Origin of the sequence: Alteromonas sp. NFXS44, from assembly GCF_040148705.1 — a bacterium.
In the GTDB taxonomy this organism is placed as follows: domain Bacteria; phylum Pseudomonadota; class Gammaproteobacteria; order Enterobacterales; family Alteromonadaceae; genus Alteromonas.
In genome coordinates this window covers 374,331-395,039 of the sequence record NZ_JAGDEA010000005.1, presented here as the reverse complement: position 1 = coordinate 395,039, position 20,709 = coordinate 374,331, and the positions used below count along the sequence as shown (strand labels likewise).

General features: G+C 48.5%; 15 protein-coding genes. 5 read left to right on the top strand and 10 right to left on the bottom strand.

Annotation, left to right across the window (positions count from 1 at the left end):
• Window positions 1–139: 139 nt before the first annotated feature.
• The gene (locus tag J3369_RS07010; protein WP_303575677.1) at window positions 140–2,710 is read right to left on the bottom strand and encodes a TonB-dependent receptor plug domain-containing protein; all 2,571 of its coding nucleotides are present in this window, start codon (window positions 2,708–2,710) and stop codon (window positions 140–142) included.
• Between the two features lie 387 nt (window positions 2,711–3,097).
• Entirely contained in the window at window positions 3,098–3,448 is a 351-nt protein-coding gene (locus tag J3369_RS07005) for a Grx4 family monothiol glutaredoxin (RefSeq protein ID WP_119500672.1), read from the bottom strand.
• A 342-nt stretch (window positions 3,449–3,790) separates the two neighbouring features.
• On the opposite strand from J3369_RS07005, the gene sodB reads away from it, so the two are divergent.
• The 4 genes from sodB to J3369_RS06985 all read left to right on the top strand — a co-directional run bounded on the left by sodB (window position 3,791) and on the right by J3369_RS06985 (window position 9,403).
• A complete protein-coding gene (gene sodB / locus J3369_RS07000) occupies window positions 3,791–4,375 on the top strand; it encodes a superoxide dismutase [Fe] (protein WP_119500671.1) in 585 nt (194 codons plus the stop codon).
• Between the two features lie 233 nt (window positions 4,376–4,608).
• The gene (locus J3369_RS06995) at window positions 4,609–6,531 is read left to right on the top strand and encodes a PrkA family serine protein kinase (RefSeq protein WP_303575293.1); all 1,923 of its coding nucleotides are present in this window, start codon (window positions 4,609–4,611) and stop codon (window positions 6,529–6,531) included.
• Window positions 6,532–6,591: 60 nt separating this feature from the next.
• Window positions 6,592–7,881 (top strand): YeaH/YhbH family protein, encoded by a 1,290-nt coding sequence (locus J3369_RS06990; protein ID WP_349585320.1) that lies wholly within the window; start codon window positions 6,592–6,594, stop codon window positions 7,879–7,881.
• Window position 7,882: 1 nt separating this feature from the next.
• Entirely contained in the window at window positions 7,883–9,403 is a 1,521-nt protein-coding gene (locus tag J3369_RS06985) for a SpoVR family protein (protein WP_303575295.1), read from the top strand.
• A gap of 66 nt (window positions 9,404–9,469) precedes the next feature.
• Here the strand turns inward: J3369_RS06985 and J3369_RS06980 are convergent, their stop codons facing one another.
• The 4 genes from J3369_RS06980 to prmB form a co-directional block, all read right to left on the bottom strand.
• The gene (locus J3369_RS06980) at window positions 9,470–10,804 is read right to left on the bottom strand and encodes a serine hydrolase domain-containing protein (RefSeq protein WP_349585318.1); all 1,335 of its coding nucleotides are present in this window, start codon (window positions 10,802–10,804) and stop codon (window positions 9,470–9,472) included.
• Window positions 10,805–10,975: 171 nt separating this feature from the next.
• Window positions 10,976–12,151 carry an MFS transporter gene (locus J3369_RS06975; RefSeq protein ID WP_349585315.1) on the bottom strand — a complete coding sequence of 392 codons (1,176 nt, stop codon included), beginning with the start codon at window positions 12,149–12,151 and terminating at the stop codon, window positions 10,976–10,978.
• Between the two features lie 39 nt (window positions 12,152–12,190).
• Window positions 12,191–13,294, bottom strand: a complete 1,104-nt coding sequence (gene aroC, locus J3369_RS06970) for a chorismate synthase (RefSeq protein WP_349585312.1) — start codon at window positions 13,292–13,294, stop codon at window positions 12,191–12,193.
• A 5-nt stretch (window positions 13,295–13,299) separates the two neighbouring features.
• On the bottom strand, window positions 13,300–14,238 hold the full coding sequence (gene prmB / locus J3369_RS06965; protein WP_349585309.1) for a 50S ribosomal protein L3 N(5)-glutamine methyltransferase: 939 nt from the start codon (window positions 14,236–14,238) through the stop codon (window positions 13,300–13,302).
• 124 nt (window positions 14,239–14,362) lie between these two features.
• On the opposite strand from prmB, the gene smrB reads away from it, so the two are divergent.
• Window positions 14,363–14,929: an endonuclease SmrB gene (smrB, locus tag J3369_RS06960; protein ID WP_303575299.1), complete on the top strand. Its 567-nt coding sequence runs from the start codon at window positions 14,363–14,365 to the stop codon at window positions 14,927–14,929.
• A gap of 4 nt (window positions 14,930–14,933) precedes the next feature.
• Here smrB and J3369_RS06955 read toward each other — a convergent pair whose 3' ends face one another.
• From J3369_RS06955 to J3369_RS06940, 4 genes are all read right to left on the bottom strand, one after another.
• A complete protein-coding gene (locus tag J3369_RS06955) occupies window positions 14,934–15,047 on the bottom strand; it encodes a DUF3149 domain-containing protein (protein WP_502877430.1) in 114 nt (37 codons plus the stop codon).
• Between the two features lie 391 nt (window positions 15,048–15,438).
• On the bottom strand, window positions 15,439–16,032 hold the full coding sequence (locus J3369_RS06950; RefSeq protein WP_349586199.1) for a transglycosylase SLT domain-containing protein: 594 nt from the start codon (window positions 16,030–16,032) through the stop codon (window positions 15,439–15,441).
• 160 nt (window positions 16,033–16,192) lie between these two features.
• Entirely contained in the window at window positions 16,193–17,791 is a 1,599-nt protein-coding gene (gene gshA, locus J3369_RS06945; RefSeq protein WP_502877417.1) for a glutamate--cysteine ligase, read from the bottom strand.
• Window positions 17,792–17,857: 66 nt separating this feature from the next.
• On the bottom strand, window positions 17,858–20,689 hold the full coding sequence (locus tag J3369_RS06940; RefSeq protein ID WP_349585301.1) for a M16 family metallopeptidase: 2,832 nt from the start codon (window positions 20,687–20,689) through the stop codon (window positions 17,858–17,860).
• Window positions 20,690–20,709: the final 20 nt, after the last annotated feature.

Genomic DNA, 20,709 nt, shown 5'->3' with positions numbered 1-20,709 from the left:
CTTTACAGGCAATGTAGCTAAACCGTTACAAGTCGCTCTATGATGCCAGTTTTTTGCACATGAAGTCATGCATTATTTTTTATACTTAAGTAGGGTACAAAGGGGGCAGATGCCCCCTTTTTATAACCCTTTGCTACGCTTAGAAGGTATAAATACCGCGAACGTAGTAGAAGCCACCGTTGATACCCAGCGGAGAGGTAACCGGATAAGCTGCACCGGCAATCTCGTTGTCATACTGCGTATTGCGGTCCGGATATTCATCCAGTGCATTCTTCGCACCGACAACCAGTTGCAGGTTTTCGCTTACGCTGTAACCCACTTCAACGTCCAGAGACAGCTCAGAACCGATGTTATCGATTGGTAAGCCTGAATCCAGGTGATCTTCAAAGATGCTGCCGTAGTAGTTCACACGACCCAGTACGCGCCAGTCACCATTGGTGTGGTTAGCTGTGAAGCTCCAGCGGGTTGCCGGCAGGTTGTCTTCAAGCATACGTACACGCTCTGGTGTGATGTTCTCAGACGCCTGGTCTACAGTAGTCGATGTCCAGTTGTATGCCAGAGAGTACTTAGTCTCGCCGCCGAACATGTCCTGGCTGTAGTTAGCAACAACGTCAAGACCTTCAGTGGTGGTATCGAAGTCGTTGGTGAAGAACTTAACCGCAGAGAAGCTTGATGCGTCAGAAACGCCTTGCGCCAGCAGCGCAGCAATGTCTTCTTCTGTCAGTGCGATAGCAGACGTTGTACTGATACGGTCAGTCACTTCAATGTTGTAGTAGTCAGCCGTCAGGAACAGACCGTTATCAAATTCAGCAACCACACCGAAGCTCATAGATACAGACTCTTCAGGCGTCAGCGGCGTACCGCCTTTCTGAACAGAGATAGGATCTGTAGGAGGCAATGTAGCCTGATCTTCCAGCTGGCCGCTTGCACCAAATGCTGTGGTTACGTTACGTACTGTACTCTGACCAATCGTTGGCGCTTTAAAGCCTGTTGAGTACGCACCACGGAATGCAATGCTGTCAGTCAGCTGATAACGGGCAGACAGTTTACCTTTCGTGGTGTTACCGAAGTCAGAGAAGTCTTCGTAACGCACCGCTGCTGCAACCAGGAAGTCGTCAGTCAGATATAATTCTGCATCCAGGTAGAATGCGATGTTGTTACGTGACGCTTCACCCTGACTCTTATTAGACAAACCGGGGAAACCGTTTGAACCGATACCGAAGCCCTGAGAAGCCAGCGGGCCGATAGTGTAAGAAGCAATGTCACCGGCTTTCGCTTCGTAGCTTTCATGACGGTACTGGAAACCACCTGCCAGGTACAGCGGCTCATTCAGACCCACTTCGATAGGCTTAGTCAGGTCAATATCCAGAGTCTGTTCAGACTGTACATAGGTACCCGGCTTAAATGAAGTTGGTGTTTCCGGACCCATAGACGGGTTAATGGTATTTGAAATCGCAAAATCAATTTCATTCTGACCCAGGTTCAAGCTGACGTCATAACCGATTTCGTTTGCCAGTTCACCGCGGGTACCGAATACCAGTGACATATCCTGAACAGTACCGCCGAAGCGCGGTGTGAAACCGCCCGGGAACATTTCGTTGAACGCAAAACAATCAGGATTGTTTGCTACTTCTTCAATGTAACGCGGGTTCTGCAATACGTTGTCACCGACCAGAATGTCTGTCGGGCAGTTACCGGACATATCGCCGGTCAGATCACCAACCAGCAGTAACTGGTTGCCGTCAGCATCTGTACCACCGTCGTTAACACCACCACGGTTATGCGGATTACGGTAGTAGAAACCCCCTTCTACTTCACGCTCTGCGTAGTTACCGAACATATAGGCTTCGGCATTGTCGCTCAGTTCCAGACCTAAGTTTGCGAAAACTTTGATGTCGTCTTTGATTTCAGGGCTACCCCAGATTTGAGCAGGGTCAGCAACAAAGGTGTTACCGGCAGCAATCAGTGCAGCCGCATCGTCACGCTGTACACTGCGTGACGTTGGATCAGATGTACGGTATTCAGCAGACAGGTTAATAAAACCCTTCTCGCTCAATGGTAAACCGATATTACCGGAAACCTGCATCATGTCACCGTCACCTTCATAGTATGAACCGTAACGGGCTTCAAACATGCCGCCTTCATCAGCGTCTTTGAGTACGAAGTTAACAACACCGGCAATCGCATCAGAACCGTACTGTGCTGCAGCACCGTCACGCAGAACTTCTACCTGTTTCAGAGCAGATGAAGGAATAACAGAAATGTCAGGACCCTGTGCACCGTCAGACAAACCACCACCCAGGAAGGTGATAACTGCAGAGCGGTGACGACGCTTGCCGTTTACCAGAACAAGGGTGTGGTCTGAAGCCATACCACGCAGGTTGGCCGGACGAACCAGTGTTGACGCATCGTTGATTGGCTGATCATTTACGTTGAAAGAAGGTACGACGGTTTGCATCATCGATACCATGTCAGTTGCGCCCTGGTTCTGGAACTCATCACTGGAGATGATATCTACCGGAACAGGAGAGTCGCCGACTGAACGGGGAGCGGCACGGGTACCAACAACAGCGATTTTTTCATAATCCTTCGCTTCAGCTTCTTCACTTTCCTGCGCATAAGCATTTACAGAGGCCAGCATACTTACAGCAGCAGAAGCTGCCAGTGCAGTACGCACATTTTTTGTCAGTTTTGACATTGACGTTTTCATAGTGGTTTCCTGGATTTTGCGATTTTTCCCCCGGCTGAATCAGCACTGAAAATGACGTATCAATTTAGCCGGAATTTTTATATTTTTAATAATACACACACTAACTTTTACCGCGTTAGTTGGGGAACTTATAGACCGCAAACCCATAGAAAACAAACCTTTTTAGCCAAATTAAAAATATTTTTTAAAGTGATGGAGGATTTTGATTTCTGACCTGTCTATTACAATATTGGCGGGGTTTAAGCGCAGTGAAAACCAGCCCGATCCGGCTAATTTATATATAATTTTTTGGTTATCTCCCTTTCGACCGTATTGTGTTTTTCTGACACAAAAAACCCGGCAAATGCCGGGTATTTTTTTAACTTTTTTCAGACTCTGAAAACCGGATTATTCTTCTTCAGTTTTATACTTTGCAGCAGTGTCTTTGATCAAAGGTTGTAATTCATTTTGCTGGAACATTTCGATAATGATGTCACAACCGCCAACCAGTTCGCCATCCACCCATAGCTGAGGGAAAGTTGGCCAGTTAGCGTATTTAGGTAATTCCGCACGGATATCCGGATTTTGCAGAATATCCACATATGCAAATGGTTCACCACACGACATCAGCGCCTGTACGGCTTGTGCAGAAAAACCACAACTAGGCAGTTTAGGAGAACCCTTCATGTATAAAAGAATTGGGTTTTCGCCAATTTGCTGCTTAATTCTGTCTACGGTTGATTCGGTACTGTTTTCCATCCGATCCTCTCTGGTAGTGGTAGATACTTTCAGTGCATTATGGGTATCTTAGCGCCGGATTCAAGGGCTGAGAGGGGTTTTTCTGTCATAGCATGACTATCTTTTCATTAATGTGATCTGAAATGGCCTGTTAACCTTACCAGTGAATATCACTATTTTTGGCAAATCAGATGATGATTTTTTTTGCATTGCACCATTAAAAATGCATAAATCTGTCATTGAGTTATCAAAATCTACCCTTATATCTGTATACAGCTTTGACCGTTGTCGTTTTCCCGCGCCCATGTTGTGAACAAAGTGGGAATATCGACGTTAATACATTGAAAAGAATGGAGAATTCAAATGGCGTTTGAACTACCACCACTGCCGTACGAAAAAAATGCACTTGAACCGCACATTTCAGCAGAGACGCTGGAATACCACTACGGTAAGCACCACGCCACCTACGTAACTAAACTGAACGGTTTAGTGGAAGGCACTGACCTGGAAAGTAAAGATTTAGAAGAAATCATCAAAACTTCAGAAGGCGGTGTTTTCAACAACGCAGCTCAAATCTGGAACCACACGTTCTACTGGCACTGCCTGAGCCCAAATGGTGGCGGCGAAGCCACTGGTTCCGTTGCTGAAGCGATTAAAGCAAAATGGGGCTCATTTGAAGACTTCCAGGCTGCATTCGACGATAAAGCAGTAAATAACTTCGGTTCAAGCTGGACCTGGTTAGTGAAAACTGCTGATGGCTCTCTGGACATCGTAAACACCAGCAACGCAGGTACGCCAATTACTGAAGAAGGTGTAACACCTCTTCTGACAGTTGACCTGTGGGAACACGCTTACTACATCGACTACCGCAATGCCCGTCCTAAGTATCTGGAAAACTTCTGGAAACTGGTTAACTGGGAATTCGCGAACGAAAACTTCGCGAAGTAATTGCTGAGCGAAAGCTGAATCCATAGAAAAAACCCGCAATCGCTTGCGGGTTTTTTGTTACACAAATTTAACGTCAACTGACTGGCATTAAAGACAAAATCTGTTCGAAAAGGTTCATTCTTTTATTAGACTAATTATTGAGCGTTTATTACCAAATATCCTGAAAATTTCCTTTTAAAGTTGCCAAAGAGGACTAAGCTGTAAAGACGGGAATCCGTTTTTTGGGGAAATCTATGGGTATTTTCGAGCATTACCAGCAACGTTACGAAGAGCGCCAACAAGAAGAATTCACCATCCAGGAATTTCTGGATATCTGTAAAAGCGACCCGACAGCCTATGCGAACTCCGCAGAAAGGTTGTTACAGGCAATAGGCGAGCCTGAAATGGTCGACACCTCTAATGACCCGGCACTCAGCCGCATATTTTCGAACAGGGTCATTGCACGCTATCCGGCCTTCCATGAATTTTACGGTATGGAAGAAGCGATAGAGCAAATTGTCTCTTATCTGAAGCATGCTGCTCAGGGCCTGGAAGAAAAGAAACAAATCTTATATCTGCTTGGTCCCGTCGGGGGCGGTAAATCCTCTCTTGCAGAACGGCTCAAAGAGCTGATGCAAAAAGTACCGATTTACATGCTCAAAGGCTCACCGACCAACGACCATCCGTTTTCACTGTTCGACCTTGCCGAAGATGGCAATATTCTGGAAAAAGAATACGGCATTCCAAAACGCTATCTCAAAACCATTATGTCACCCTGGGCCCGTAAGCGGTTGCATGAATTCGGTGGCGATATTTCTAAATTCAAAGTAGTACGGGTTTATCCGTCTGTTCTCGACCAGGTGGGTATTGCTAAAACAGAACCCGGTGACGAAAACAATCAGGACATCTCATCACTGGTGGGCAAAGTGGATATCCGCCGTCTGGAACAATTCGCACAGAACGACCCGGATGCTTACAGCTATTCCGGTTCACTGTGTAAAGCCAATCAGGGCCTGATGGAATTTGTGGAGATGTTTAAAGCGCCAATTAAGGTGCTGCACCCGCTACTGACGGCCACACAAGAAGGCAACTATAACCCGACTGAAGGGTTTTCTGCCCTGCCCTTTGACGGCCTGATCCTGGCTCACTCCAACGAATCCGAGTGGCAAACTTTCCGGAATAACAAGAACAACGAGGCATTTCTCGACCGCGTATACATTGTAAAAGTGCCCTACTGTTTACGGGTATCAGAAGAGATGCGGATATATCGCAAGCTGCTCGACAGCAGTGAGCTAAGCGGTGCGTCCTGTGCTCCGGACACGCTGGAGTGCCTGGCGCAGTTCACAGTATTGTCCCGTCTTAAAGAGCCTGAAAACTCCAGTGTCTACTCTAAAATGCGGGTTTACGATGGTGAAAGCCTGAAAGACACCGATCCGAAAGCCAAGTCTTATCAGGAATACCGTGATTACGCCGGCGTTGATGAAGGTATGGAAGGGCTCTCTACCCGTTTTGCCTTTAAGATTTTGTCACGGGTGTTCAACTTCGACCATCAGGAAGTGGCGGCAAACCCGGTACACCTGTTCTATGTGCTTGAGCGGCAAATTGAGCGAGAGCAGTTCCCTCAGGATACGGCGGACAGATACCGCGAATATCTGAAGGGCTATCTTATTCCCCGCTATGTGGAATTCATTGGCAAAGAGATTCAGACAGCCTATCTGGAGTCGTATTCAGAGTACGGCCAGAACCTGTTTGACCGTTATGTCACTTATGCTGACTTCTGGATTCAGGATCAGGAATACCGCGATCCGGAAACCGGTCAACTGTTTGACCGCAGCTCACTGAATGCCGAACTGGAAAAAACAGAAAAGCCGGCGGGTATCAGTAATCCTAAGGATTTCCGCAACGAAATCGTCAACTTTGTGCTGCGGGCCCGTGCTAATAACGGGGGTAAAAATCCTGCCTGGACGAGCTATGAAAAACTACGCACTGTGATTGAGAAGAAAATGTTCTCCAACACAGAGGACTTATTGCCAGTGATTTCTTTCAACACTAAAGGCTCCACTGAAGATAAGAAAAAGCATGATGACTTTGTCAACCGTATGGTGGAGAAAGGCTATACCTCCAAACAAGTCAGATTGCTGTGCGAATGGTATCTGCGGGTACGCAAAGCGTCCTGATTTGTCGCTTCAGGCAAACCAGACTCACGCATTGTTGTAGCAACCAAATAGTAGGTATCTATGGCGCATTTTATCGACCGAAGATTAAACAGTAAGGGAAAGAGCACGGTTAACCGTCAACGCTTTTTACGCCGCTACAAGCAGCAAATAAAGCGGGCGGTATCTGATGCGGTCGGGCAGCGTTCAGTCACCGATTTAGAGACCGGCGAGCAGATCAGTATTCCCGCACGTGACATCAAAGAGCCGGTATTTCATACCGGACAGGGCGGCCAGCGCACCATCGTTCACCCCGGCAACGATCAGTTCACGGCCGGGGACAAAATTGAGCGCCCTCCCGGCGGGGGCGGCGGGCAAGGACAGGGCGAAGGTGATGCCAGCGACAGTGGCGAAGGCCAGGACGAATTTGTATTCTCAATCTCCAAAGATGAATACCTCGATTTGTTATTTGACGATCTCGCCCTTCCCAATCTCAAAAAGAATCAGTTTGATAAGGTGGTGCAGTACGAAACCTACCGCGCCGGCTATCAGACTGATGGTGTCCCCAGTAACCTCGATATTGTCCGTTCGCTGAAAGGTTCAGTTGCAAGACGTATAGCGCTGACCGGCAGTGACCGTAAAAAACTCCGCGAGAAAGAAGCACAACTTGAGGCCCTGAAAGCTGACAAGCATGACAATGCGCTGGCCATCATGGAGCTTGAAAAAGAAATATCAGCGTTGCAACAAAAAATAGCCAGAGTGCCATTTATTGATACGTTTGATTTACGCTTCAAAAACTTTGACCGGCGCCCGGTGCCCACCAGCAAGGCGGTAATGTTTTGCCTGATGGATGTGTCCGGCTCAATGGATCAGGCTACCAAGGATATGGCAAAACGGTTTTACATTTTGCTGTATCTGTTTCTTACCCGCACTTATGAAAATGTAGAAGTGGTGTACATCCGTCATCACACCCAGGCCAAAGAAGTCGACGAACAGGAGTTTTTCTACTCACAGGAAACCGGCGGCACCATTGTATCCAGCGCGCTGAAGCTTATGGATGAAATCATCAAAGAGCGGTATACCGGTAGCGACTGGAATATCTATGCTGCACAAGCATCGGATGGTGATAACTGGGCCGATGATTCTCCGCAATGCAAACAAATACTCATGAAGGAGTTGCTACCGGCAACCCGCTATTTCGCTTATATAGAAATAACAGAACGGCAACATCAGAGCCTGTGGCGGGAGTACCAGCAGGTCGAGAACAGTTGCGATAACTTTGTCTGTAAACACATTCAGAGTGTCAGCGATATTTTCCCTGTATTCCGCGAACTCTTTAAAAAGTCGGAACAGGAAGCAGCCCCGGGAGGATAGTATGGCAAAAACGACGAAGCGGGCTAAGACCCCTTTGAGTGACGGTCCGGACTGGACTTTCGATATGCTTGAGCAGTACGAAAGCCATATCGATCGTATCGCCAAAAATTTTAAACTGGATACTTACCCGAATCAAATTGAAGTTATTACTGCTGAGCAAATGATGGATGCCTATGCCAGCATTGGTATGCCTATTAATTATGCACACTGGTCTTTTGGCAAAAAATTCATTCAAACCGAGCAAAATTATCGTCGCGGCCAGATGGGACTGGCCTACGAAATTGTTATCAATTCCGACCCGTGCATTGCGTATTTGATGGAAGAAAATACCATCACCATGCAGGCACTGGTCATGGCCCATGCCTGTTACGGTCATAATTCCTTTTTTAAAGGCAACTATCTGTTTCAGACGTGGACGGATGCCAGCTCTATTATCGATTATCTGGTGTTTGCCAAAAACTACATTGCCAAATGCGAGCAGCGCTATGGCACCGATGAAGTAGAGAGTATTCTGGACTCCTGTCACGCCCTGATGAATTACGGTGTAGACAGGTACAAACGCCCGCAAAAAATATCCATGCAGGAAGAACAGGCCAGGCAGGAGCAGCGGGAGAAATATCTGCAATCTCAGGTAAATGAGTTGTGGCGTACCCTGCCCGACGCCCACGCCAGTGAAAAACCGAAACAACAACGTTTTCCGTCAGAACCTCAGGAAAATCTGCTTTATTTTATTGAGAAAAATGCCCCCCTGCTTGAACCCTGGCAGCGGGAACTGGTGAGAATTGTGCGTAAAGTCTCCCAGTATTTTTATCCTCAAAAACAAACTCAGGTAATGAACGAAGGCTGGGCTTGCTTCTGGCACTATCATATTCTGAATCAGATGTACGATGAAGGACTGGTCACTGACCGCTTTATGATGGAATTTTTGCACAGCCACAGCGGCGTGGTGATGCAGCCTGAATATAACAGTCCTTACTATTCCGGTATTAACCCTTATGCCCTGGGTTTCAATATGTTCATGGACATCAAACGTGTGTGCCAGAACCCCACGGCTGAGGATAAATACTATTTACCGGATGTTGCCGGAAAAGACTGGCTTGAAACTGTGCATTTTGCCATGCATAACTTCAAAGATGAGAGCTTCATCAGCCAGTTTTTATCTCCCAAGCTCATACGGGACTTTAAGCTGTTCGCCATTGAAGATGATGCACGTGATAATTTTGTCAGTGTCAGCGCCATTCATGATGAACAGGGGTATTTAAAGATCCGTGAGAAATTGTCCGCCCAGTACAACCTGAGTAACCTGGAACCCAATATTCAGGTATACAACGTAGATGTGCGGGGCGACCGCTCCCTGACGCTGCGGTACATTCCGCAACGGGGTATTCCGCTGGCAGAATCGAAAGAGGAAGTCATGCGGCATTTATTCCGCCTGTGGAAATTTGATGTATTTTTAGAACAGGACGGACCGGAAGGCGCTGAGGTGATTGCCAGCTGCACCCGCCCCGCTAACGCCGCCTGATATGCGCCTGCAGCAGGCTGATGAAAGTCTGCCTGCTGCGCTTAATCTGCAGATACCCGGCGAACCTTACTCTCTGACGAATGGATATTTCCCGCCCCCCTGCAATAAGTCAAAGGCGGGCTTCTCATTTTCTTTACCGGATGATTTGAACATCATCACAATACCGGCAGGCTCAAACTGAAACTCCGTTGGCGAAAACGCTGTCAGCGGAAAGGCATTCTGGCCTGTGGCTTGCGCCATTAATATCCCGTCTTTGACCGTCAGCGTGATTTTAAGAGGAATAGCATCCGAGCTGTATGTGCCTTCATAGCCGGACAGTTGCGATTCACTTAACGTCACAGATTCTTTTGAAAAATCCGGTAATTCATAGGGCAGTCCGAAGTAAATACTCAGCACCGCCACACTGATTTCATTCAGGGTGTAATTCACGCCGTTTGCTGTTAATGCAAACCCTACGTTACCCATCTCAAAATAGCCGGACTGAGAAGCAAAGCCGTCAATGCTGCCATTGTGGCCCCACAAGGTTCTTTCGTAGAAAGGAAACGGAAACAACCCGTGGCCCAACCCTTTCTGCACCCTCTTCATCATAGCCAGTGATGACGATGATACTAATTTGCCTTCAAACAATGCCGTCAGGAACGTCGCTACGTCTGTGGGCGTGGAAATAACTGCACCGGCACCATGGGGCACACTCATGTTTGTTTCGGTAGCCGGCTGCCAGCCACCGTCATAATAATACGAATTAGCCTGATCCTGCTCAACGTCAATGGCGCCACCGGAGGCCGTCCGCTTTAATCCCGCCTTTTTGACAATACGGCTTTGCAGCTGGCTGGCATAACTTTCGCTCCCGAGCTCTTCTATGATGTATCCCAGCAAAACATAACCAGTATTGGAATAACGGGTGTCTGTACCCGGCGGGAAATCAGTGTCCAGCGCTTCAAACACAGACAACATCTCAGCTTTACTTCGGGGAGATGTCATGTATGAGCGGTATGCCGGTAAATTTGTAAAATTGTGCAGGCCGCTGCGATGACTCAGCAACATGCCGATAGTGATAACACCGGCATTTTTAATATCAGGGAAGAACGTGGAGAGGGGTGTATCAAGGCTCAGTTTTTCTTCTTCAATTAATTGAAAAATCATCACTGCGGTAAACACTTTGGTGATCGAGCCCACGCGATACTGCGTATCCGCTCCGGCTTTACGGCCAGAGGCGATATCAGCAAAGCCAATGGAGCGTTGATAAACGGGCTCACCGCCATCAACAATCGCCACACTCAGCATCGCCTTGTCTTCTTTTTCCAGTAACGCGAAGTATTTGTCCAGTTTTGCACTGTCAAAATCCTGTGCACAAACGCCCCACGCAGCGAAAGCCAGCAGTAAAACAAAAACCTTTTTCATATGCACTCCCTTGCCAGAAAATACAGCGATGATCAGAGTCAGAATGACACAAATTTCACCGCCAGGTGCAATCTACACTGAGGGATTTACAGACTTATTTCAACCTGTATGGCTATTTTAAATGCAACAAATTGTCATCAACGGGGATAGTGGCAAAAAAGCACAGGGACGCTAGGATGCGCCCTGTGTATTAATTGTCGGACGATGGCAAAACAGCAGACAAACAGCGCCCAGGAATGCCGCACCGGCAGCAAAGGCAAAGGTTTCATAAGCATGAACACCCTGGGCCCACAACTGACCGGCCACATAGTTGCCCAGCGCTCCGCCCATACCGAAAGCAATACTGACGTACAGGGCCTGACCGCGACTCTGGAAACGGGACGGGAAAAAGTGAGTGATGAAGTGCATAGCAGTAACATGCGCCAGGCCAAAGCTGAGCGCATGAATAAGCTGACTGATCACCACAACCACGCCGTGCTCTGCCCACGCCGCCAGTGCGTACCATCTGCCTGCTGTTAACACCATACACCACAATAACAATTGCCACACACCCACTCTGGCAATCAGTCTGCGGGCGATGAGGAAAATACCGATTTCAGCCACAACGCCAATGGCGATGAGCATACCGGTTTGCTGACCGCTGTAATCGAGATCACGCATGTACAGAGCGAAGAACCCGTAATAAGCGCCAAAACTTACCTGCAATAGAGCGGCGGAGGCCAGAAATAACAAAAAGGTTCTGTTGCGGGCGATTTGCCACAGCGTACCGGTTTCTTCATCCTTAGACGGCACTTTGTCCGGCTGACGAATAAACAGAGAAGCCAGAAACAACCCGGTCAGCACAAATAAACTGGCATACACCGGCGCCTCTGAGGAAAAGATATCCAGCGCTTTTCCTGTGGACACAGTAAGTACTATAAAACCGATACTGCCCCACAGACGAACCTGGCCATAACTTATCCGGGTGGGTTTTACTGACTGAATGGTGATCACCTCAAGTTGAGGCAACACCGCCGTCCAGAACATCATCATTAACCCGAAAGCCAGCGTGAGTCCCCAGAAACTGCTAAACCAGAATACAGATGTAAAACACACCACAGACAACAGGCAACCCAGGCGGACAACATTTACCGCTTTACCGGTTTTGTCCGCCACACTGGCCCACAGAGACGGACCGACAATACGGGATAAGGTAATCACTGCCCACAATTCACCGATGTCTGACGAGGTAAACCCGCGGCCATCAAGAAAAATGCCTAAATAAGGCGTGAGTACACCAAGCTGACCAAAATACAACCAGTAGGTAACCGCAAGCAGAATGATATTGGTGCGCGAATGAGCATTCATAACACGCACCACAGATTAGAATTGTTCAAAGAGAGGCGCTTATTTCGCAGAGTTGCCCGGAATGACAGGGGTGCCGGACGTGATACCGGCATTCTGTGCGCGGTGGCGCAGCACGTGATCCATTAACACAATCGCCAGCATTGCTTCAGCAATGGGCACAGCACGGATACCTACGCACGGGTCATGACGACCTTTCGTCACGATATCGATTTCGTTGCCGTCCACATCAATGGTTTTACCGGGCACTGAAATACTGGACGTTGGCTTAAGCGCCATGTGCACAACCAGATCCTGGCCACTGGAAATGCCACCCAGCACACCACCGGCGTGGTTGCTGCTGAAGCCATCCGGTGTCAGTGTATCGCGGTGCTCACTGCCCTTTTGTTCTATCACACCGAAACCATCGCCAATCTCAACGCCTTTCACCGCGTTAATGCCCATCATGGCACTGGCAATGTCAGCATCGAGACGGTCGAAAACCGGCTCGCCTAACCCTACAGGCATTCCCGTCGCCACTACCGAGACTTTCGCACCGATAGAGTCGCCTGATTTTTTCAGGTCACGCATGTACTGGTCTAATTCGTCCAGCTTACTTTCGTCAGGACAGAAAAACGGATTAGTGTTTGTCACGCTGTGATCAACGGTCTCCACTTTTACCGGTCCAAGCTGGGAAAGATAGCCATGAATTTCGATGTCGCAGCTCTCTTTCAGGAATTTCTTGGCAATACCGCCTGCCGCAACACGAATAGCTGTTTCACGGGCAGAAGAGCGGCCACCACCACGGTAGTCCCGCGTGCCGTATTTTTGATGATAGGTGTAATCTGCATGACCGGGACGGAAACGGTCTTTGATATTGGAATAGTCACCACTGCGCTGATCGGTATTCTGGATCAACAGGCCAATGCTGGTACCGGTGGTTTTACCTTCAAACACACCCGATAAAATTTGTACCTCATCACCTTCCCGGCGGGCGGTGGTGTAACGGGAAGTGCCGGGTTTTCTGCGATCTAAATCAACCTGCAGATCGGCTTCTGAGATTTCCAGTCCCGGAGGACAGCCATCAACCACGCCACCTATTGCAATCCCGTGGCTTTCACCGAATGTGGTGACAGTGAATAATTTTCCAAAGCTATTACCAGACATCTGTATTAACTTTCCTTCCCGTTAAGATATGAAACCAAAGACGCACGGGAGACGGCAAAAATACCGTGTCCGCCGTGTTGAAGTGCTACCCATTCCACGTTTAATCCGGCAAAACGTTCAGCCATATGCACCTGACTGTTGCCGACTTCCACCAGCATCCAGCCATTTTCTTTTAAATACACCGGTGCCTGCTTCAGCATCTGCTCAACCAGATCCAGACCATCTTCTCCTGCCGCCAGGGCTAATTCAGGCTCATGCTGATATTCGTCCGGCAAATCATTCATGTCTTCTTCATCGACATAAGGCGGGTTCGACACGATTAAGTCGTACCGCTGCCCTTCCAGACTGGTAAATAAGTCTGAATGAATGGGGAAAACACGGTCGCCCAACTGATGTTCCTGAATATTGAAATCTGCCACTTCCAGGGCGTCGTGGGAAATATCCACGGCATCCACCTGGGCTTCAGGAAATGTATGGGCCAGCGCAATAGCAATACAACCCCCACCTGTGCACATGTCCAGAATACTGGCCGGCTCAGATGACAGATAAGCGGAAAAGCGATCTTTGATCAATTCGGCAAACGGTGAACGGGGGATCAACACTCTTTCGTCAACGTAAAAAGGCATGTCGCAGAACCATGCCTCACGGGTAATATACGGCAATGGCATGCGTGTTTGTACCCGCTTTAAGACTAAATCTGCGACTTTCTCTTTTTCTGAAGTGGTAAGACGGGCTGAAAATAAGCCGTCACCGGTTTGCGATGTAATATCCTGAGGCAGATGCAGTGCATACATTACAAGGCAAACAGCTTCATCCCAGCTGTTATCAGTGCCATGCCCGTAGTACAGGTGTGCATCGTTAAAACGGCTCACAGACCATCTCACCATGTCCAGCATGGTGTGCAGTTCACGGATGGCTTCGTCTAAATAAATCTTATCGGTCATGGAGTGTGGTACATCGCCAGAAATAAAGCTGGTATCATACCGAAACTCGCAATGACACCCAACACAAATTGCGCGATAACAGACGTGCAGATGAACACAGGTTAAAACAGACAGGAGAAAATGGTTGGCTGATCAGTGGAAACCGGAAGACGACAACAATGACATGTCATTATTCCGGGAAGCGGTAAGTGGAATAAAGCCGCTGTCACAGGACAAAATTGTGCATAAACGCCTTCATGTACCGGCGAAGCGACTACATTCCGCCACCCGCCCGGACAGCCGTCAGCAAAAGCTGCTGGATGCCAGTTTTGCCTTTTCAGATGTCTATCAGGCCAGCCTGCCCCATCAGGGCCCCATGCGGTATTGCCGCGAAAATGAACCGACACACAGTTTGAAGCGATTACGGCGGGGAGATTTCTATCCTGAGCTTGTACTGGATTTACACGGTCTGAACCGCGAAAACGTAAAGCTGGAATTATCCGCACTCATTTACACCGCGCGCAAAGAGCTTATTGACTGTGTTGCCATTGTGCATGGCATCGGTTCCGGCGTACTAAAAAACGCCTTGCCTCACTACCTGGTTCAACACCCCCATGTCAAAGCGTTTCACCAGGCTCCCCTGGAGTATGGCGGGCAAGGCGCGTTACTGGTGCTTATCGAAACCCTTGATCCGGGCCTCAGTAAACAATAACAAACTATTTATCCGGTCCCGCGCTGTTGTGCATAAACAGCCATGTGTAATAACACATCATCAAAACAATGATGAAAATTCCAAGAAGTGAACCCCATACTACAGGGTCTTTAAGCATGGTCAGCCACATCAGATTACTCCCTAACATTGATAACTTTTTACAGTGCTAGTGTGCATGGCTGCGGCAGGTAAATCTGTGATCTGAATCAATGGGAATAGTCGATGCAGAAGAGGCCCTTGATGCAGATCAAGCAGATCAAAAAGGGGCTTTTAAGGAAAATAGAAATTAATTCACAAAACGCTATTGCAAATCATTATCATTTACAGTATATTGTTCCTGCCTGTTCGACGTTGGGTGATTAACGGTCTTGGCTTAGCGTCGATTGTAGGCAGGTGTGTGGTGCGCCTGCCTACTTCTTTTCTCTTCCGGTTACCTTCGTATTAAAAACACTGCCGCGTCCGGTACTTTCACATCAAGAATGCCAGCCCCTTACGAAGTCACATCATCATTATGTGAACAGTTTCCAAAACCAGCTTTTCTGCAACTCTTCTTCGCAGGTTTTTAACTGGGTAGCATAACGCAGTGAGCGTGCTTTAACCGTACCTGCCACCTTTTTCAACCAGGGCTTACTGTTGTAGGATCGGCGTTTATAACCGCCCCACCCTTCATGGTAATTGAGGTACTGGGCATAGCCGTCCCACTTTGATACACCATTAATTTTATATGACTTGGAAATAAACCAGCCCATGAAATCCATGGCATCATCAAAATCATCCCGGTCCGCCCAGCTGTTGCCGGTTTCGTTGACATAGTCAGACCAGGTAACCGTTTTCGCCTGAGAATATCCGTAAGCGGAACTGACCCGCCCCCATGGAATAAGACCAAAAAATACATAATCTTTTGGTGGCAGTGCATCATGCCGGAATGAGCTTTCCTGATACATGATTGCCATGGGAACATGGATTGGCACGCCCCATTTATCGCGGGCATCAGCGGCAGCATCATACCAGTCTTCTTTTTCGTAAAAGATTTCGCAAATGTTACTGGTGTCCTGAGGAGGCGACGTGGCACAACCGGTGATACCACTTAAAAGCAGTACAATTCCGGCACCTGCAAAAAATCGTTGTGAATTGTTGAACTTTCTCACTGCCCGCTGTCTTAATAAGTGTTCTGGTAATATATGTGTGTGTTTCCCTGGAACATTCTTATGCCTGGCCCCCTTGCCAGGCATTTTTTTATCCCCGGCAAGGTCAATTCAGGCTTCAGCTGTCCCGTGTAGCCATCGGCTCTGCGAAATAACCGGCAATAAAATCTGCAAAAGGTACTTCATCCGTCGCCTCAACAGCGTGCTGCGCAGCCAGTGAATCAGCGGCCATTTTTTCAAATGCTTTCAAATCATAGTGCAGATATTCATAGCCTTTAAAGGCTTCCGCGTACTGCTTAGCCAGATTAAGCCCCAGTACGCCGTTATCCATATCATTTTCAAGCAACGTTGCCAGAATTTTACCGGATGGCGTTTCATCAGCATTAAGTACTTTTTGCCACTCAGCTTTCACAGCATCGCTGTATGCCGATGTTCCGTTGGCGTTATCAAGTACTTTTGCCGTTTGCTCAAATACAGCAAACAGCCCTTCACACCATTCGCGGAATGCAACACTGCCGTTTTTGTTTTCCAGCATCAGGTCGGGATTACGTCCTTCCAGGACCACTTTATCCATATTCTCCCTGCAAACGGTGAGCTCCTCTGCCGTCATTTCAGGGCTGTCTGTCAGCAGGCAAGAAAGCATGAAGACATCGAGGAAATCCATCTGGCATTTGTCAATGCCCACAGGGGAGAAAGGATTCACATCCAGTACCCGCACTTCCACATAGTTAACGCCACGCCGCACAAGGGCATCGGTAGGTTTTTCCATGGAGCGCGTGGGCTGCTTGGGACGAATAGGCGAATACAGTTCATTTTCTATCTGCAGAATATTCTTAGATAACTGCTGAAAATGCCCACCCTCTCCGGCGGCAAACTGGCCAAACCGTGAAGAAGGCGTGTACATGGCACTACGAAGCTTTTCCACATAGGTATCGATGTGGTTATAGCAAATTTGTAAAGCTGACTGCTCTGAGTTGGTGTAACCCAGATCGCTCATACGCAAAGAAGTCGCATAAGGCAGATAAACCGTGCCTTTACCCACTTTTTCAAAATTCAGTGTCGTCGGCTTCCCTTTCAGGAAAGACTGACACAGCGCCGGCGATGCCCCGTACAGATACGGTAATAACCAGCAAAAACGGCGGTAATTTCGGATCAGTGAGAAATAATCAGCAGAAACCTGATCCTGAGAATATTCTACACCGTTCAGTTCTGCCCACGCCTGCCAGAAAGTATCCGGCAATGAAAAGTTAAAATGCACACCGGAAATCGCCTGCATCATACTGCCATAGCGATTTTTAAGTCCCATACGGTACACGCGCTTCATTTGTGCAACGTTAGATTCACCGTAGTAAGCCAGCTGAATTTTATTTTCATCATCAATGAAACACGGCATGCTCATGGGCCACAACATTTCGCCGTTCATATTTTCGCTGGCGAATTTGTGGATATCCCTTAACTGGGTTTCTGTTACCTGACTGTCTGCTACCGGCGGTGTAATAAATTCCAGCAAGGCTTCAGAAAAGTCGGTAGTGATACACTCGTGGGTCAGTGCCGAACCCAGAGCCTGAGGATGGGCTGTTTCCGCCAGCCGGCCATTGGACTGTATACGGAGGCCTTCACGTTCGACGCCATGTTTAATGTCTTTTAATGCACTTGAAAACGCAGTCGCGTTCATCGCCGCAAGGCGACGGGAGAAAGTTGGCTCTGATGAGGTCAATGTATTCATCCATAGAGGAGGGTCAGCACCACGATGTGGGGCGTAACCCTCAAATTTCAATAAAAATTAATTCAGTGACAGCGGGACAACGGGCAAATCCAGTGTAGCAAGCTGTGGCGCCAGTGCCTCAGCATCTCCTACTACAATAATTTGCATCTCATCCAAATTCAATTCCCGCTGTGCCACAGCATTCAACCTGTCTGTTGTCATATTCCTGATAAGGCTGGTCTGGGTTTCACGGTAATCATCTGCCAAATCGTAGGCCAGCAGTTGACGCAGAAATGCTACCTTGCTGTTCGGCGTTTCGTATTCCAGCGCATCGCTGAGCGTAAAGGCGTTCTGCATGAAGCGGAGTTCTTCTTCCGTCATGCCCTGCTCTCTGTACAACTTAATTTCTTTCATCATTTCTATGATGGAGTCAGCGGTATTCGCCGCCGTCACATTTGCATGGGCTTCAAACCAGCCTAAGGTTTTACCGCCAATGAAAGACGTTGACGCACCGTAGGTATACCCCTTATCTTCCCGCAAATTAAGGTTAATACGGCTGTTAAATGCTCCGCCCAAAGGGAAATTCATCAGTCGGGCCAGAAAGTAATCGCCGGTTGCATCAAAGGTCAGCGCCCGTTTCACCAGATATACCACCGATTGTACGGCCTGAGGATTATCTACAACGAAGATCTGCGTTTTATCATACTCAGGAAAATCGCTGAACACAGGAATGGTGTAGTCCGCAGGCTGCCACGCTGACAGAAATGATAAAGCGGAAGCCATCTGGATCTGCGTTAAATCACTGACTGCCACAATGGTGGCATGGGACGGCGTGTAGTACTTGCTGTAGAAGTCTTTAATGTCAGCCAGTTCGATATTAGCCAGCGTTTCAAGGGTACCGGAGGCCGGCAGGCTTACCCGGTTTTCTTCTCCGTACAGCACTTTTTCTTTTACACGGTTTGCCAGGTAATCCGGATTACGCATACTTTGCTGCAGACTCTGCGCCATGCGGGCTTTCAGCCGGTTGAAATCCTCTTCATTGAACGCAGGATGAAACAGCTTTTCCTGCACCAGTGCCATGGTTTCATCCAGATACTTTGTCAGCGACGATACTGACACCTGGGTGTAACGGCCGGACGCACTAAAGCTCACCGAGCTGCCCAGTTTCGCCAGTTCATTTGACAACGCTTCGTTGGAATAATTTTCCGTTGATTCGTTCATCATCGCAGCCGTGAGATAAGCCAGACCGGCCTTATCCTGCGGGTCGAGCAGCATACCGCCTTCCAGATTCAGCGTCAGTGTCACCGTTGGCGTTTCTGCGCTGGTTACACCAAGCATATCGATACCCGGCGCAAGTTTGGTTTTCCAGAACTCGGGCACATGCACCGTCGGCGCAGGACCCGCTTCCGGTACCACTGTCCGGTCAAACGTATCTTTAATTTCCGCCGTCACCACGTCACCGGCAGACTCATCAGGACTGGGGATATCACGGGGCGGAAGCGTGAAGTTTTGCGGGGCAGCCGCCATTTCCGCATGCCCTTTAGGTACCACAGACACCGTCACAGCATGCTTGCCTTTAATGTACTGACGGTAAACCCGCATAACATCTTCTGCTGTCACATTACGGTAACGGTCAAGATCAGCCTGCACCAGGTCAGGTTGGCCGTAGAAGGTTTCCCCGCCGGACAGGGCACTGACTTTACCCGATACACTTTGAAGACCGAAAATGGTTGATGCTTCAATCCCGCCTTTGGTGCGCTGAAGATCATCTTCATTAACGCCGCGGGTTTCAAACTCTGTGAGTGTCTCATCAACCAGCGTGTTCAGCGTAGCAAGCTTTTCTACCTTCTGCGGGTTCGCCAGTGCCAGTAACTGAAACTCGCAGGCCAGTTCACGACAGGGGTGAGAAACACCCGCCTGAACCGCGACGCCTTCTTTCACCAGGTTTTTATAGAACAGCGATGTTTTACCGCCGCCGAGAATGTCAGCGAGTACATCAAGGGGCGCTTCATCAGGGTGTCTGGCGTAAACCGTTGGAAACGTAATCTGCAGTAAAGGCAGATGCACTTTGTCTTCTACCGTCACGTACCGGTCTTCCGTCAGGGTTACCGGCTGAGGTTCAGGATCTGCCACCTCAGGACCACGGGGCACCGGGCCAAAATATTTTTCCACCCACACTCTGGTCTGCGCAACATCTATGTCGCCACCAATGGTCAACACGGCATTGTTGGGGCCATACCAGCGCTTAAAGAAGGCTTTCAGATCGTTTACATCAACACGGTCGAGATCTTCCACATAACCGATGGTAGACCAGGAATAGGGATGGCCTGCCGGATACAGAGCCTCGCCATTTTTCTCAGAACGCAATCCGTAGGGTTGATTATCAACCCGCTGCGCCCGCTCATTTTTCACGGTATCGCGCTGGTTCTCAAACTTCGTCTGATTTACCGCCGGCAGCAAAAAGCCCATGCGGTCGGCTTCAAGCCACAGTACTTTTTCAAGCTGATTAGCCGGTACACTTTCAAAGTAGTTGGTCCGGTCTGTATTGGTGGTCCCGTTAAGAGTACCGCCGGCTTCAGTGATGATCCTGAAGTGTTCTTCATCAGCAACATGCTCTGAGCCCTGGAACATCATATGTTCGAAGAAATGGGCAAAGCCGGACTTACCGGCATCTTCCCGCGCACTGCCTACGTGATACGTCACATCCACGTGTACCAGTGGATCGGAATGGTCCTCATGCAAAATAACGGTAAGACCGTTATCCAGCGTATATTTTTCGTAAGGGATATGGACTTGCTGCTCCTGCACCGCAACGGTTGTCTGCTCAGCAGGCTTCTGAGACTGACATCCGCTTAATGACACTGCAACGCTCGCACACACTAAAACTTTTGTGGCCAGAGATAACGCCATCAGGCTTCCTTTTTCATTGT

Coding starts and splice junctions, on each gene's coding strand:
- J3369_RS06980 (WP_349585318.1), bottom strand. CDS start 10,804: ATGAAAAAGGTTTTTGTTTTACTGCTGGCTTTCGCTGCGTGGGGCGTT.
- prmB (WP_349585309.1), bottom strand. CDS start 14,238: ATGACCGATAAGATTTATTTAGACGAAGCCATCCGTGAACTGCACACC.
- J3369_RS07005 (WP_119500672.1), bottom strand. CDS start 3,448: ATGGAAAACAGTACCGAATCAACCGTAGACAGAATTAAGCAGCAAATT.
- J3369_RS06955 (WP_502877430.1), bottom strand. CDS start 15,047: ATGCTTAAAGACCCTGTAGTATGGGGTTCACTTCTTGGAATTTTCATC.
- sodB (WP_119500671.1), top strand. CDS start 3,791: ATGGCGTTTGAACTACCACCACTGCCGTACGAAAAAAATGCACTTGAA.
- J3369_RS06975 (WP_349585315.1), bottom strand. CDS start 12,151: ATGAATGCTCATTCGCGCACCAATATCATTCTGCTTGCGGTTACCTAC.
- J3369_RS06940 (WP_349585301.1), bottom strand. CDS start 20,689: ATGGCGTTATCTCTGGCCACAAAAGTTTTAGTGTGTGCGAGCGTTGCA.
- J3369_RS07010 (WP_303575677.1), bottom strand. CDS start 2,710: ATGAAAACGTCAATGTCAAAACTGACAAAAAATGTGCGTACTGCACTG.
- J3369_RS06985 (WP_303575295.1), top strand. CDS start 7,883: ATGGCAAAAACGACGAAGCGGGCTAAGACCCCTTTGAGTGACGGTCCG.
- aroC (WP_349585312.1), bottom strand. CDS start 13,294: ATGTCTGGTAATAGCTTTGGAAAATTATTCACTGTCACCACATTCGGT.
- J3369_RS06995 (WP_303575293.1), top strand. CDS start 4,609: ATGGGTATTTTCGAGCATTACCAGCAACGTTACGAAGAGCGCCAACAA.
- J3369_RS06990 (WP_349585320.1), top strand. CDS start 6,592: ATGGCGCATTTTATCGACCGAAGATTAAACAGTAAGGGAAAGAGCACG.